The sequence below is a fragment of the Streptomyces dioscori genome, assembly GCF_003024195.1.
Classification (GTDB): domain Bacteria; phylum Actinomycetota; class Actinomycetes; order Streptomycetales; family Streptomycetaceae; genus Streptomyces; species Streptomyces dioscori.
Map to the genome: position 1 here is coordinate 233,062 of NZ_KZ679039.1, position 15,348 is coordinate 248,409.

Sequence of the window (15,348 nt, forward strand, 5' to 3'; positions counted from 1 at the left end):
TTTCAGACAAGTCAGAGGTTGCGGAGTCCAACGAGCACCTGTTCCAGAATGTGGGGGTCGGGACGGCCGCCGAGTTCGGCCCTGCGGGGATGGCGGGCGCTGACGCGGCCCTCGGCGAGCAGGTCGCAGAGCAGGATCTTCGTGATGGTGACCGGCAGCCGAAGCTCGGCGGCGACCTCGGCGACGGCGGTGGGCCGCCCGGTGAGGCGCAGGATCGCCGCGTGCTCCGACTGCATGCCGGGCGCCGGATCGCACTCGGCGACGACGAGCGTCAGCAGGTCGAAGGGCGTGCCGGGCGCGGACCGGGTACGCCCCTGGGTGAGGGTGTAGAGCCGGTCGGGCGCGTCGTCTCTGCCCGGGCGGCTCATGGCCGGCGTGGTGGCGCGCTCAGATGTCCGTCGAGTTGCTCCACGAGCTGGCCCATGTTGTGTCCGACGAGTCCGGCGTCGGCCTCCTCGGCCGTGACCAGGGCCAGGTGCGCGCCCTGGCCCGCCTCGATGATGAAGAGGATCCCGCCGTAGAACTCGGTCATCGCCGACCGTACGTCCCCGGTGCCGTCCCCGAACTGGAGGGACGCCCCGTGGGACAGCGCCTGGATCCCGGCGGCGATGGCGGCGAGGTGGTCGGCCTGGTCGACGGAGAGTTCCGCCGTACTGCACAGCTTGAGGCCGTCCCGGGAGAGCACGAGCGCGTGCCGGGCGCCCGGCGTGCGCGCCAGCAGCCCCTGCACGAGCCAGCCGAGCTTCTCCTCGGTCGTCGACGCGGAGAAGGTGGCCGAGGTGGTGTCGGTCGCCGAGGTGGTGCCGGTGTGGACGGTCATGACGTGGGGTCGCCTTCCGGGTGGGGGGTGGCAGGGCTCGTACGGGCCTGTACGGGCTCGTCCGCCGGAGGGCGGCGCACGGCTTGGCGGAAGCTGTTGAAACGGGTGGCGCGGTGCATCACGTCGTCGGGGGTGCGGTCGGCGCCGGCCGGTCCCGCGCCCGCGGCCGTTTCCGCCGTGGCTTCGCCCGCTGCTTCGCTTGCGGCCTCGGCCTCGGCGAGGGTGCGGCCGCGGTGACGCCTGGGGAGCAACTCGGCGTGCTCGGCGCGCTCGGCTGGATCGGCTTGATCGGAGTGGCTGGACTGGTTGGACCGATTTGGCTGGCTGGACTGGTTGGGCTGACTGAACTGGCTGGAGTGGTCCGGGTGGTCGGCGGGCCTGGGCCGGAAACCGTGGGCCGGAACCGGCTCCGGATCCAGGTCGGGGACCGCGTGGGAGGTGGCGTACGACCCGTGGGAACCGGACCAGCCGGACCAGGGGAACGCCTCCAGGTCGTCCGGGTCGGACCAGGGCCCGGGGCGCGGCCCGGGGAAGGGCGCCGAGGACCCTCGTACGACCGGGCTCGCCGTCCCGGCCGTCCAAGCCGTCCCCGCCGTGTCAGCCGTCCCCGTCGTCCCCGTCGTCCCCGTCGAGTCGGCCGTGTCAGTCGGCTCGGGGATCGGGTACGGGGTCTGCAAGGGGGGCGGTGTCGAGGTCGGAGTCTGGGTCGGGGCGGAGAAAGGTGCCCGGAACGGCGGCGGTGTCGCGGTCGGCGCCGAGGCCGGTACGTAGGTCGGTGCGAAGTCCGTCGCAGCTGCCCGTCCGGACGCAGAGGCCGAAGCCGAAGCCGAAGCCGAAGTTGAAGCCGATGTCGATGCCGGGGAGGCTGGGGCCGTCGCCGGGGTCGCGAGGATCTCCTGCGGGATGCGGACCAGGACGCCCGTGCCGCCGCGCGCCGAGGGGCGGAAGGAGACCGTCAGGCCGTACTTGCGGGCGAGCAGGCCGACGACCGTGAGGCCGAGCCGGGCGCCGGTGAGGCCGCCGAGCCCCGTCCGCGTACCGGAGACGGCGAGTTCGGCGCGTCGGAGCTGCGCCTCGCCCATCACCAGGCCGCTGTCCTCCACGGAGACGATGATCCCGGCCGGTACCTCTTCCACGTAGACGTGCACCTCGGCCGTCGGCGGTGAGAAGTTCGCGGCGTTGTCGAGGATCTCGGCGAGCGCGTGCATCACGGCCTCGGCGGCGTGCCCGGCGACCGCCGCCTCGCTCGCCGAGTGGACGCGTACGCGCTGATAGCCGCCGATGCGGCCCATCGCGCCGCGCAGGATCGACTCCATGCCGATGGGCCGGGCCCAGCGGCGGCCGGAGCGCGCGCCCGTGAGGACGGCTACGGAGTCGGCGAGACGGCCCGCCTGCGCGGTGAGGTGGTCGAGGTGGAGGAGGTCGGCGAGCACGTCCTCGTCGGCGTGCCGCTCCTCCATGGCGCGCAGGTCGGCCAGCATGCTCGTGGCGAGGGCCTGGAGGCGGCCGGCGGTGCTGGCGGAGGCCGAGATCGCGGTGGCGCGGTCTGTTCTCGCCTGCCGCAACTCGTCGGTCACGCGCGCGTTCTCGGCGCCGAGCCGGGTGCGCTCCCGGTCGAGTTCGGCGGCGAGCCGCACCTTCTGGTGGGCGTTCTGCTCGGCGAGCCGTGCGCGTTCCCGGGTGAACTCGTCGGTGAGACGGGCCTGTTCCCTGGCGGATTCCTCCGTGAGGGCGGCCTTCTCCTGGAGTAATCGGCCGGCGTCCTGGGAGACCGTTTCGAGACGGCGGAGGAGTAATCGGGAGGTCTGCGAGGCATGGCCGGCCACGGCCACGGCCGTGCACAGCAGGAGGAGGGCCGCGCCCAGGCCCCAGCCGAGGGGGACGCGCGCCTGAGCGGGAGCGAGGGCGACCGCGGCTCCGACGGCGAAACCGGCCGGTACGACGGTCAGGAGCGGAGCGACCGCGACGGCACGCAGACGGGGTCGTGCGTTGCCGAGTTGTGCGAGGGACGGCCGATCTTTTGTGGGGCGCGCTTGCGAGGTGGGCGCGGTCATGAATCGTGTCCTCGGTCGTGTCCTGGGCGGGATGCGACACCTGGTGCTCAACTGGCGGTCACTATATGGGACTTCGTGATCGGAACGGGCACGTTCTGGCGCACTCTCACAATTCGTCCCCGATTCCCTGAGGAGCCGCCCCGGCGCACAACGGGGCGCACGAAACGCCCCACCCCGAGCGCCCCACTAGGGGCGCGGGGAACGGCGCGCGCAACCAGGACGGCGGGTCAGCCGAGGTCGGGGCCGAGGCCCCGTAAGGGGCGCGGGGAACGGCGCGCCCAGCCACGACGGCGGGCCAGCCGAGACCCAGTCACCAGCGCACCCCCCGGCAGGGACATGCTTGCCCACATGAGCGAAACGGACCCGCGCAAGCCGCAGAGGCAGCCGCACCCGCACCCGCACCCGCAGAGTCAGCCGCAGAGGCAGTCGCACCCGCAGAGGCAGTCGCAACTGCAGCGCGAGCTGAACGCGGCGCTGACCGGCACCGTGCGCGGCGAGGTCGAATTCGACCCGACCGCCCGAGCGCTCACCACCATGGACGCGTCCAACTACCGCCGCGTCCCCCTGGGCGTGGTCGCCCCAAGAGACGCCGAGGACGTGGCGGCAACCCTGTCGGCGTGCGCCGAACTGGCCGTACCGGTCGTGGCCCGAGGCGCCGGCACATCCATCGCCGGCCAGGCGACGGGCACGGGCGTGGTCCTCGACTTCACCCGCCACATGAACCGCGTCCTCTCCGTGGACGCGGACACCCGCACGGCCGTGGTCCAGCCAGGAGTCGTCCTGGACCGCCTCCAGGAGGCCGCCGCCCCGCACGGCCTGCGCTTCGGCCCCGACCCCTCGACCCACGGCCGCTGCACGCTCGGCGGAATGATCGGCAACAACTCCTGCGGCTCGCACTCGGTGGCCTGGGGCACGACGGCGGACAACGTACGCGAACTCTCCGTACTCACCGCCCACGGCAAAAGGCTCCGCCCCGGCCCCGACTGGGCGGGCGCCCCGGACGGCCTGCGGACCCTGGTGGAACAGGAACTGAAAACCCTCCGCACCGGCTTCCCCACCCTTCCGCGCCGCATCTCCGGCTACGCACTCGACGCGCTGCTCCCCGAGAGGGGCGCGGACGTGGCCCGCTTCCTCTGCGGCTCCGAGGGCACCCTCGGCATCCTCACGGAGGCGGTCGTACGCCTCGTCGAGGCACCCCGCGCGCGTGCGCTCGCCGTTCTCGCCTACACGGACGAGAGCGCGGCGGCGGAAGCGGCGGCCGGCCTGCTGCCCCACGGGCCGCTGACGGTGGAGGGGATGGCGGCCGACCTCGTACCCCCGGACGCGGACCTGCCCCGGGGCGGCGCCTGGCTGTTCGTGGAGACGGGCGGCGACACGGCGGCGCAGGCACGCGCGCGTGCCGAGGCGATCGCCCGCGCGGCGGACGTGACGGACTCCCTGGTCGTCACCGACCCCGCCGCGCAACGCACCCTGTGGCGCATCCGCGAGGACGCCAGCGGCACGGCGACCCGGATGCCGGACGGCACCGAGGCGTGGCCCGGCTGGGAGGACTGCGCGGTGCCGCCGGCCCGCCTCGGCGCGTATCTCCGCGATTTCCGGAGCCTGTTGACGTCCCACGGACTGCGCGGGGCGCCGTACGGCCACTTCGGCGACGGCTGCATCCACGTACGCATCGACTTCGACCTGCTGACACCCGCGGGCGTGGGCCGCTTCCGCCGCTTCTCGGAGGAGCTGGCCGAACTCGTCGTAGCGCACGGCGGTTCGCTGTCGGGAGAGCACGGGGACGGCCAGGCACGGGCCGAACTGCTCCCGAAGATGTACGGGCCCGAGGTCGTCGGTCTCTTCGAGCGCGTGAAGGACCTCTGGGACCCGGACGGCCTGCTCAATCCCGGCATGCTGGTCAGGCCGCACCGGCTGGACGAGAACCTGCGGTTCGCGGTCCTCCCGCGCGAACCGGTGGACGTCGAGTTCGGCTACCCGGCCGACGGCGGGGACTTCTCGGCGGCGGTACGCCGATGCGTGGGCGTCGCCAAGTGCCGCACCGCGACCGCGGGGGGCTCCTCGGTCATGTGCCCGTCCTTCCGGGCCACCGGCGAGGAGGAGCACTCCACACGGGGGCGCGCGCGGCTGCTGCACGAGATGCTGGCGGGCGAGGTGATCACGGACGGCTGGCGCTCCACGGAGGTACGCGACGCGCTGGACCTCTGCCTGTCCTGCAAGGGCTGCCGCACGGACTGCCCGGTCGGCGTCGACATGGCCACGTACAAGGCGGAGTTCCTGCACCACCACTACAAGGGCCGCAGGCGCCCGGCGGCGCACTACGCGATGGGGTGGCTGCCGTTGTGGCTCCGCCTGGTGGACCGCACGCGTACGGCACGGCTGGTCAACTCCCTCGCCGCGGTACGCCCGTTGGCGGCGCTCGCCAAACGGCTCGGCGGCATCGCGCCGGAGCGGGAGATCCCAAGGGTGGCGGGGGAGACGTTCAGCCGGTGGTGGGCCGCCCGGGACGGCGGCACGCGGCCAAAGCCCGCGGAACCGCCGACGGAGTCCGCCCCACCGAGGACGGTCCGGTCGGTCCTCCTCTGGCCGGACACCTTCACGGAACACCTCTCCCCGTCCGTCGGCAGGGCGGCCGTACGGGTCCTGGAGGCGGCGGGCATGGACGTGACGCCCGTGACCGCCGGCGGCCGACCGTCCTCCCGAGGTCCCGGCCCGGGGGTCTGCTGCGGCCTGACCTACGTCTCGACGGGCCAGCTGGACCGCGCCCGCACGGTGATGCGCCGCACACTCGACCTCATGGACCCGCTCCTCGCTCCGGTCACGGACCCGGCGTCCGCCGCCGCGCCCCCACCCGTCGTCGTCCTCGAACCGAGCTGCGCGGCGGCCCTGCGTACGGATCTGCCGGAGCTGCTGCCCGACGACCCGCGCGCGCGGCGCCTGGCCGCGGCGGTGGTGACGTTCGCCGAGGCGCTGGAACGCCACGCCCCGCACTGGACGCCCCCGCGACTGGACCGCCCCGTCGTCGGCCAGACCCACTGCCACCAGCACGCGGTCCTGGGAGACGCGGCGGACCGCCGCCTGCGCGAGGCCGCAGGCCTGACCGGCACGCTTGCGGGCGGCTGCTGCGGTCTCGCGGGCAACTTCGGCTTCGAGAAGGGCCACTACGAGGTGTCGACGGCCTGCGCCGAGGAACAACTGCTGCCGGCGGTCCGAGAGGCCCCCGAGAACGCCGTACTCCTGGCAGACGGCTTCTCCTGCCGCACCCAACTGCACCAGACGGCAAGGGCACAGGGCCACCACTTGGCAGAAATCCTGGCAAGAGCCCTCCCAACGAACCGCCCTGCCCCTTAAGCGACGCGGTGACCGGCCACCAAGGGACGCGGGGAACGGCGCGCCCAGCCACAACAAAACCGCACAGACCGTACGACCTCCACCCCCACCCCCCAAGGGGCGCGGGGAACGGCGCGCCCAGCCACAACGCACCCGCACAGACCGTACGACCTTCACCCCCACCCCCTAAGGGGCGCGGGGAACTGCGCGACCAGCCACAGCGCACCCGCACTCCCCCACAACCCCCACCCCCGCCCACAAGGCCCCCCACCCCCAGCGGAGCGCACCCGTAAGCTCCAAAACCGCTTCACAACCCTGACGAAGTCCATTACCCTGGACTGGCAAGTCCACCAAGATGTACGCACCGTGCACCCGACCCGAACTTCCTGGACGCCCCGTGACCATCCCCCGCGCCGACCGGCCCCTCCCGGTCGCCGACCCCGCCACCGCCGCAGCGACCCCGGACCCCACGTCCGAACCCTCCGCGGAGGCGACTCCCCGAGGCGTCAAGGCCCTCGGCCCGGTCGGCCTGGTCCTCGCCGGAGGCGTCAGCGTCCAGTTCGGCGGCGCCCTCGCCGTGACCCTCATGCCTCGCGTCGGAGCACTCGGCGTGGTCTCCCTGCGCCTCGCGGTCGCCGCGATCGTGCTGATGGTGATCTGCCGGCCCAAGCTGCGCGGCCACTCACGCGCGGACTGGGGCACGGTCCTCGTCTTCGGCGTCACGATGGCCGCGATGAACGGCCTCTTCTACCAGTCGGTGGCCCGCATCCCGCTCGGCCCCGCCGTCACCCTCGAAGTGCTCGGCCCGCTGATCCTCTCGGTGGTCGTCTCACGCCGGGCCGTCAACCTCGTCTGGGCCGGCCTCGCCCTCGGCGGTGTCTTCCTGCTGGGAGGCGGAGGCTTCAGCACACTCGACCCCATAGGTGTCGCCTTCGCCCTGTCGGCAGGCGCCATGTGGGCCGCGTACATAGTTTTCAGCGCGCGTACGGGGCGACGCTTCCCGCAGGCCGACGGGCTGGCGCTGGCCATGGTGGTCGCGGCCGTGGCGTTCCTGCCCCTGGGCCTCGTAGAGTCGGGCGGCAAGCTCCTGAACCCGACCACCCTCGCGCTGGGCTCGGCCGTCGCGATCCTCTCCTCCGTCCTCCCGTACACGCTGGAACTGCTCGCCCTGCGCCGGATGCCCTCCTCGACCTTCGCGGTCCTGATGAGCCTGGAACCGGCCGTCGCCTCGATCGCCGGCTTCCTCGTACTGAGCCAGACGCTGTCCGTCACGGAAGGGCTCGCGATCGGCCTGGTCATCGCGGCGAGCATGGGAGCGGTACGCACCCAGGTGGGCCGGGGCAGAGCCAAGAACGTGGGCTAGGGATGCGGGCCTCGGCGCGCCCCGGGGTCGGGGTGTCATGAATCAGAAGGGGCGCCGCGCCAAGCTCACCGCCGACTCTTCCGCGTAGCGATCAATCGCGTAGCAATCAATGCAAGCACGCTTGATTGTTTCTCCGGCCGCTGCCATGCTCCAGAACGCACCGCACACCATGCGCCGCGCACCGCACACCGTCGTGCCCCGAGGGGAGCGCCATCGTGTCCGACCCGTCGTCCGTGATCGACGATCTGAGCCGGGAGAGCGAGCAACTCGACATCCTGGTGGGGGATCTGGCGCAGGAGCGCTGGGCGCTCGCCACCCCGGCCCCCAGGTGGACCGTCGCCCACCAGATCGCGCACCTCGCCTGGACCGACCGGTCCGCCCTGCTCGCCGTGACCGACGGGGCGGCCTTCGCGCGGGAGGTCGAGAAGGCGCTCGCCTCGCCGGACGGCTTCGTGGACGAGGGTGCGGAGGAGGGGGCCGCGCTGCCCCCGGACCGGCTTCTCGCGAAGTGGCGTGCCGGACGGCAGGCGCTGGAGAAGGCCCTGCGCGCGGCACCCGCCGGAACGCGCTTCCCCTGGTACGGGCCGCCCATGTCGGTCGCCTCCATGGCGACGGGCCGTCTTATGGAGACCTGGGCTCACGGCCAGGACATCGCGGACACATTGCATGTGACGAGGCCACCCACCGACCGCCTTCGGCATGTGGTGCGCATCGGTGTGCGGGCCCGGAACTTCGCCTTTGGGGTACGGGGGCTCACCCCGCCCGAGGAGGAGTTCCGCGTCGAGCTCACCGCCCCCTCGGGTGAGCTGTGGGCGTACGGCCCCGAGGGCGCCGCCCAGCGCGTCACCGGTCCCGCGCTCGACTTCTGCCTCCTGGTCACCCAGCGGGCGAACCGTGTCGACCTCGCGGTACGGGCGGAAGGCCTCGACGCCGATCGCTGGCTGGACATCGCCCAGGCCTTCGCGGGCCCACCCGGCACGGGCCGCGCCCCGAAGGGAACCGCGGAATGACCGACGGCCCCACCTTCGACGGCCCCACCCCCGACGGTCCCGCCACAGACCGCCCTGCTCCCGGCGCCCCCAGCCCGTCACCGGCTCCGGCCCCGGCCACCCGCCCCCTCCGCATAGGCAACGCCTCCGGTTTCTACGGCGACCGTTTCGACGCCCTGCGCGAGATGCTCACCGGCGGCCCGCTGGACGTCCTGACCGGCGACTACCTCGCCGAACTGACCATGCTCATCCTCGGCCGCGACCGCCTCAAGAACCCGGCCGGCGGCTACGCCCGCACCTTCCTGCGCCAGCTGGAGGAATGCCTGGGTCTCGCGCACGAGCGGCGCGTACGGATCGTGGCCAACGCGGGCGGCCTCAACCCGGCCGGACTCGCCGACGCCGTGAGGGAGTTGGCGGCCAGGCTCGGCATTCCGGCACGGGTCGCCCACGTCGAGGGCGACGACCTCACCGCCCGGTACCCCGGCCCCGGGCACCTCGCCGCGCACGCCTACCTCGGCGGCGCGGGCATCGCCACCTGTCTGCGCGAGGGCGCGGACATCGTGGTCACCGGCCGGGTCACCGACGCCGCGCTGGTCACCGGCCCCGCGGTCGCCCACTTCGGCTGGGCGCCCGACGCCTGGGACCGGCTCGCGGGAGCCGTCGTCGCCGGGCACGTGCTGGAGTGCGGCACCCAGGCCACCGGCGGCAACTACGCCTTCTTCGCCGAGCACGACCCGGCCCGGCTGCACCACCCGGGCTTCCCGGTCGCCGAGCTCCACGAGGACGGCACGAGCGTCATCACCAAGCACGACGGCACCGGCGGCGTCGTGGACCTCAGCACGGTCACGGCCCAGCTCCTGTACGAGACGGCGGGAGCCCGGTACGCGGGCCCCGACGTCACCGCCCGCCTCGACTCCGTCCGCCTCACCCAGGAGGGCCCCGACCGCGTACGCATCGACGGGGTGCCGGGCGGGGGAGTGCGGGGCGGGGGAGTGCGGGGCGCGGGAGTACGGGGCGAGGCGCCGCCGCCCACGCTCAAGGTCGGGCTCAACCGGCTCGGCGGCTTCCGCAACGAGGTCGTCTTCGTGCTGACCGGGCTCGACATCGAGGCGAAGGCCGCGTTCGTGCGGGCCCAGTTGGAGGCCGCGCTCGTGGGGGCCAAGTCCCGCCCCGCCGAGATCCGCTGGGAACTCGTCCGCACCGACCGTCCCGACGCGCCCACCGAGGAGACCGCGAGCGCCCTTCTCCGGCTCGTCGTGCGCGACCCCGACCAGGAGGCCGTGGGCCGCACGCTCAGCGGAGCCGCCATCGAACTGGCCCTGGGCAGCTACCCCGGATTCCATGTGTTGGCCCCACCGGGCAAGGGCGTCCCCTATGGGGTCTTCGAGGATGTGTACGTCCCCCATGTGGACGTGGACCATGTGGCGGTCCTCCACGACGGGCGCCGGATCGCTGTGTCGCCGCCCCACGACACCCTCGTACTCCAGCCTCTCGGGCCCTCTCAGGAACCGTCGCTCCCCGCACCCCTCCCGACCGCCGGGTCCGCCGTGCGCCGCGCGCCCCTCGGCCTCGTCGCCGGGGCCCGCAGCGGCGACAAGGGCGGGAACGCCAACGTCGGCGTCTGGGTGCGCACGGACGACGCCTGGCGCTGGCTCGCCCACACCCTCACCACCGAGAAGTTCCGCGAACTCCTGCCGGAGACGGCACAGTTGACCGTCGTACGGCACGTCCTGCCCAATCTGCGCGCCCTGAACTTCGTCGTCGAGGGGATCCTCGGCGAGGGCGTCGCCGCGCAGCACCGTTTCGACCCGCAGGCCAAGGCCCTCGGCGAATGGCTGCGCTCCCGCCACCTCGACATACCGGAGGTACTGCTGTGACGGTCCTGGCGTCCGCGCTGGACACCTCCTCCGCCGACTACGCGGCCCACCGCGAGACGATGCTCGGCAAGCTCGCCGACCTCGACACCGAGCACGCCAAGGCCCTCGCGGGCGGCGGCGAGAAGTACGTGACCCGGCACCGCGAACGCGGCAAACTGCTCGCCCGTGAACGCATCGAGCTGCTGCTCGACCCCGACACCCCGTTCCTCGAACTGTCGCCGCTCGCCGCCTGGGGGAGCGACTACGCGGTGGGCGCCTCGCTCGTCACGGGCATCGGTGTCGTCGAGGGCGTCGAGTGCCTGATCACGGCCAACGACCCGACCGTACGCGGCGGCGCCAGCAACCCCTGGAGCCTGAAGAAGGCCCTGCGGGCCAACGACATCGCGTACGCCAACCGTCTCCCGAGCATCAGCCTCGTCGAGTCGGGCGGCGCCGATCTGCCCTCCCAGAAGGAGATCTTCATCCCCGGGGGCGCCATCTTCCGGGACATCACCCGGCTCTCGGCGGCCGGTATCCCGACCGTCGCCGTCGTCTTCGGCAACTCCACGGCCGGGGGCGCGTACATCCCCGGCATGTCCGACCACGTGATCATGGTCAAGGAGCGTGCGAAGGTCTTCCTCGGTGGTCCGCCGCTGGTGAAGATGGCCACCGGTGAGGAGAGCGACGACGAGTCCCTGGGCGGCGCCGAGATGCACGCGCGCGTGTCGGGTCTCGCCGACCACTTCGCCGTGGACGAGCGGGACGCCCTGCGGCAGGCGCGGCGCGTGGTGGCCCGGCTCAACCACCGCAAGGCGTACGCCGATCCGGTACCGGCCGAGCCGCCCAAGTACGACCCGGAGGAGCTGCTGGGCATCGTGCCCGGCGACCTCAAGCATCCCTTCGACCCGCGCGAGGTCATCGCCCGTATCGTCGACGGCTCCGACTTCGACGAGTTCAAGCCCCTCTACGGGACGAGCCTGACGACCGGCTGGGCGAGCCTGCACGGCTATCCCGTCGGCATCCTCGCCAACGCGCGCGGCGTGCTGTTCAGCGAGGAGTCGCAGAAGGCCGCCCAGTTCATCCAGCTCGCCAACCAGCGCGACATCCCGCTGCTCTTCCTGCACAACACCACCGGCTACATGGTCGGCAAGGAGTACGAGCAGGGCGGCATCATCAAGCACGGCGCGATGATGATCAACGCGGTGAGCAACAGCCGCGTCCCGCACCTCTCCGTACTGATGGGCGCCTCCTACGGAGCAGGCCATTACGGCATGTGCGGTCGCGCGTACGACCCGCGCTTCCTCTTCGCCTGGCCCAGCGCCAAGTCCGCCGTCATGGGCCCGCAGCAGCTCGCCGGAGTCCTGTCCATCGTGGCCCGGCAGTCGGCCGCCGCGAAGGGGCAGCCGTACGACGACGACGCCGACGCGGCCCTGCGCGCCATGGTGGAACAGCAGATCGAGTCCGAGTCCCTGCCGATGTTCCTGTCCGGGCGGCTGTACGACGACGGCGTCATCGACCCGCGCGACACCCGGACCGTCCTCGGCCTGTGCCTGTCCGCCCTCCACACGGCCCCCTACGAGGGCGCGCGCGGCGGCTTCGGCGTCTTCCGGATGTGAGAGGCGTGACGGGCGTGACTGATGTGAGAGGTCCTATGATTTCGAGTCTGCTGGTCGCCAACCGCGGTGAGATCGCCTGCCGTGTCTTCCGCACCTGCCACGAGCTGGGCATCCGTACCGTCGCCGTGTATTCGGACGCCGACGCGAACGCCCTCCACACGCGGGTGGCCGACTCCGCCGTACGCCTGCCGGGCGCCTCGCCCGCCGAGACGTATCTGCGCGGCGAGCTGATCGTGCAGGCGGCCGTCGCGGCGGGCGCCGACGCCGTGCACCCCGGTTACGGCTTCCTCTCCGAGAACGCCGACTTCGCGCGGGCCGTCCTCGACGCGGGCCTCGTCTGGGTCGGCCCGTCCCCCGAGGCGATCGAGGCGATGGCCTCCAAGACCCGCGCAAAGGAGCTGATGGCCGCCGCCGGGGTGCCGCTGCTCGCGCCCCTGGACCCGGACGCCGTGACGGAGAAGGACCTGCCCGTTCTGGTGAAGGCGTCGGCGGGCGGCGGCGGACGCGGCATGCGCGTCGTCCGTGAACTCGTCCACCTGAAGGATGAGCTGGCGGCGGCCTCGGCGGAGGCCGAGAGCGCCTTCGGGGACGGCACGGTCTTCGTCGAGCCGTACGTCGAGCACGCGCGGCACGTCGAGGTCCAGATCGTCGCCGACGGCCACGGCACGGTGTGGGCGCTCGGCACCCGCGACTGCTCCCTCCAGCGCCGCCACCAGAAGGTCATCGAGGAGGCCCCCGCGCCGGGCCTCGGCCCCGAGACGGAGCAGCGTCTGCTCTCGGCGGCCACGGCAGCCGCCGGCACGATCTCGTACACGGGCGCGGGCACGGTGGAGTTCCTGGTCTCCGCCGATCGCGTAGGCGAGGACCGCGTCCACTTCCTGGAGATGAACACCCGCCTCCAGGTCGAACACCCCGTGACGGAGGCCGTGTTCGGGGCCGACCTGGTCGCCCTGCAACTGCGCGTCGCCGAGGGCGGCACCCTGGAGGGCGATCCGCCGGCCCCGTCCGGCCACGCGGTCGAGGCCCGCCTCTACGCCGAGGACCCCGCCCAGGACTGGGCCCCGCAGACCGGCACCCTGCACCGGCTGGCCGTACCCGGCGTCCGCCTGGACACCGGCTACGGCGACGGCGACACGATCGGCGTCCACTACGACGCCATGATCGCCAAGGTCGTCGCCCACGCGCCCACGCGCGCGGAGGCGATCCGCCGGCTCGCCGGAGCCCTGGAGCGGGCGACCGTCCACGGCCCGGTCACCAACCGCGACCTCCTCGTACGCTCCCTGCGCCACGAGGAGTTCACGGCGGCCCGCATGAACACCGCCTTCTACGCCCACCACCTCGCCGACCTCACCAAGGGGGCCCCGGACCCGTACGCGCCCTTGGCCGCCGCGCTCGCCGACGCGCACGGGCGCTCCCGTTTCGGCGGCGGCTGGCGGAACCTGCCCTCGCAGCCGCAGAGCAGGCGCTACCTCGTGGCGGGGGAGGAGCCCGAGGTCCACTACCGGCACACCCGGCAGGGCCCGGCCGCCGACGGCGTCCAGGTGGTCCAGGTGGCCGCTGACCTCGTCGTACTGGAAATAGCAGGCGTACGCCGCAAGTTCGCGGTGTCCCGGTACGGCGACCGGGTCCACGTGAACGGCACCACGCTCACGGCCCTGCCCCGCTTCCCCGCCCCCGAGCCGGATCACGCCCCGGGCTCCCTCCTGGCCCCCATGCCCGGCACGGTGGTCCGCCTGGCGGAAGGCCTCACGGAAGGAACCCCGGTCCAGTCGGGCCAGCCCCTGATCTGGCTGGAGGCGATGAAAATGGAACACAAGATCACGGCCCCGGCGGCAGGCACACTGACGGCCCTGCGCGTGAGTACGGGCCAGCAGGTCGAGGTCGGCACCCTCTTGGCAGTGGTTGAGCCCCTTTAGGGGCGCGGAGAACGGCGCAATCCTTTGCCTTTGTCCTTGTCTTTCAGGGGCGCGGGGAACTGCGCGACCAGCCACGACGCACCCGCACCCTCCACCCGACACCAGCCCCCTGAGGAGCTCCCATGGCATCGGTCCTCGAAACAGACGAACACAAAGCCCTCCGCGCAGCGGTGTCCGCCCTCGGCAACCGCTACGGTCGCGCATACCTCGCCAAGGTCATCGCGGAAAAAGCACACCCCACCGAGCTGTGGGCGGAAGCCGCCAAGCTCGGCTACCTCGGCGTCAACCTTCCGGAGGAGTACGGCGGCGGAGGCGGCGGCATAGCCGAACTCTCCATCGTCCTCGAAGAACTCGGCGCCGCGGGCTGCCCCCTCCTCATGATGGTGGTCTCACCGGCCATCTGCGGCACGGTGATCGCCCGCTTCGGTACCGAAGAGCAGAAACAGGAGTGGCTCCCGGCCCTCGCCGACGGCACCCGCACCATGGCCTTCGGCATCACCGAACCCGACGCCGGCTCCAACAGCCACCGCATCACGACCACCGCCCGCCGCGCGACCGACGGCCCGGCGGGACAGGCGGAGGGCCAGGCCGACTGGATCCTGTCCGGCCGCAAGGTGTTCATCTCGGGCGTCGACATCGCCGACGCCACCCTCGTCGTCGGCCGCACGGCGGACGCCCGCACCGGCAAGCTCAAGCCCTGCCTGTTCATCGTCCCGCGCGACGCCCCCGGCTTCGGGCGGCGGCAGATCGACATGGAACTGCACGGCGCGGAGAAGCAGTTCGAGCTGACCCTGGACGACGTACGGCTGCCCGCGGACGCGCTCGTCGGCGACGAGGACGCGGGCCTGCTGCAGCTCTTCGCGGGCCTCAACCCCGAACGCATCATGACCGCCGCCTTCGCGATCGGCATGGGCCGTTACGCGCTCTCCAAGGCCCTCGTCTACGCCCGCGAACGCACCGTCTGGCGCGAGCCCATCGGCGCGCACCAGGCCATTGCGCATCCCCTCGCACAGGCCCACATCGACCTCGAACTCGCCCGTCTGATGATGCAGAAGGCCGCCCTCCTGTACGACTCCGGGGACGACGTCGGTGCCGGGGAGGCCGCCAACATGGCCAAGTACGCGGCGGCGGAAGCGTGCGTGAAGGCCGTCGACCAGTCCGTGCACACGCTCGGCGGCAACGGCCTGACCGGCGAGTTCGGCCTCGCGTCGCTCATCACCGCGTCCCGGGTGGCCCGGATCGCACCCGTCAGCCGCGAGATGATCCTCAACTACGTCTCGCACCAGACCCTGGGCCTGCCCAAGTCCTATTAGGCACCATCTCCCGTACGGCCCCCATCGTCCGTACAGCTCCCATCGTCCGTACAGCCTCCATCGTCCGTACAGCCTCCGGCTTCCGTGCAAC

The 15,348-nt window shown here is 72.5% G+C and carries 10 protein-coding genes; 7 read left to right on the plus strand and 3 right to left on the minus strand.

The window, feature by feature from the left end; translation table 11 throughout:
• Positions 1 to 11 precede the first annotated feature (11 nt).
• From C6Y14_RS05700 to C6Y14_RS05710, 3 genes are read right to left on the minus strand one after another with little or no spacing between them, the layout of a single operon-like run.
• A complete protein-coding gene (locus tag C6Y14_RS05700) occupies positions 12 to 368 on the minus strand; it encodes a DUF742 domain-containing protein (protein WP_107015391.1) in 357 nt (118 codons plus the stop codon).
• Positions 365 to 820: a roadblock/LC7 domain-containing protein gene (locus C6Y14_RS05705; protein WP_107015392.1), complete on the minus strand. Its 456-nt coding sequence runs from the start codon at positions 818 to 820 to the stop codon at positions 365 to 367. The genes C6Y14_RS05700 and C6Y14_RS05705 overlap by 4 nt, the downstream gene beginning before the upstream one ends.
• Complete coding sequence (locus tag C6Y14_RS05710; RefSeq protein ID WP_107015393.1) at positions 817 to 2,874, minus strand: sensor histidine kinase; 2,058 nt, start codon at positions 2,872 to 2,874, stop codon at positions 817 to 819. Before C6Y14_RS05710 ends, C6Y14_RS05705 begins: the two co-directional genes overlap by 4 nt.
• Positions 2,875 to 3,408: 534 nt before the next feature.
• On the opposite strand from C6Y14_RS05710, the gene C6Y14_RS05715 reads away from it, so the two are divergent.
• From C6Y14_RS05715 to C6Y14_RS05745, 7 genes are all read left to right on the plus strand, one after another.
• Positions 3,409 to 6,225, plus strand: coding sequence for an FAD-binding and (Fe-S)-binding domain-containing protein (locus C6Y14_RS05715; RefSeq protein ID WP_225890957.1), 2,817 nt, complete (start codon positions 3,409 to 3,411; stop codon positions 6,223 to 6,225).
• Between the two features lie 376 nt (positions 6,226 to 6,601).
• Positions 6,602 to 7,567, plus strand: a complete 966-nt coding sequence (locus C6Y14_RS05720) for an EamA family transporter (protein ID WP_225890923.1) — start codon at positions 6,602 to 6,604, stop codon at positions 7,565 to 7,567.
• 215 nt (positions 7,568 to 7,782) lie between these two features.
• On the plus strand, positions 7,783 to 8,577 hold the full coding sequence (locus C6Y14_RS05725) for a TIGR03084 family metal-binding protein (RefSeq protein ID WP_107015396.1): 795 nt from the start codon (positions 7,783 to 7,785) through the stop codon (positions 8,575 to 8,577).
• A complete protein-coding gene (locus C6Y14_RS05730; protein WP_107015397.1) occupies positions 8,574 to 10,433 on the plus strand; it encodes an acyclic terpene utilization AtuA family protein in 1,860 nt (619 codons plus the stop codon). Before C6Y14_RS05725 ends, C6Y14_RS05730 begins: the two co-directional genes overlap by 4 nt.
• The gene (locus C6Y14_RS05735) at positions 10,430 to 12,028 is read left to right on the plus strand and encodes an acyl-CoA carboxylase subunit beta (RefSeq protein ID WP_107015398.1); all 1,599 of its coding nucleotides are present in this window, start codon (positions 10,430 to 10,432) and stop codon (positions 12,026 to 12,028) included. Before C6Y14_RS05730 ends, C6Y14_RS05735 begins: the two co-directional genes overlap by 4 nt.
• A 35-nt stretch (positions 12,029 to 12,063) precedes the next feature.
• Complete coding sequence (locus C6Y14_RS05740) at positions 12,064 to 13,944, plus strand: acetyl/propionyl/methylcrotonyl-CoA carboxylase subunit alpha (RefSeq protein WP_107015399.1); 1,881 nt, start codon at positions 12,064 to 12,066, stop codon at positions 13,942 to 13,944.
• Between the two features lie 122 nt (positions 13,945 to 14,066).
• Positions 14,067 to 15,257, plus strand: a complete 1,191-nt coding sequence (locus tag C6Y14_RS05745; RefSeq protein ID WP_107015400.1) for an acyl-CoA dehydrogenase family protein — start codon at positions 14,067 to 14,069, stop codon at positions 15,255 to 15,257.
• Positions 15,258 to 15,348 lie beyond the last annotated feature (91 nt).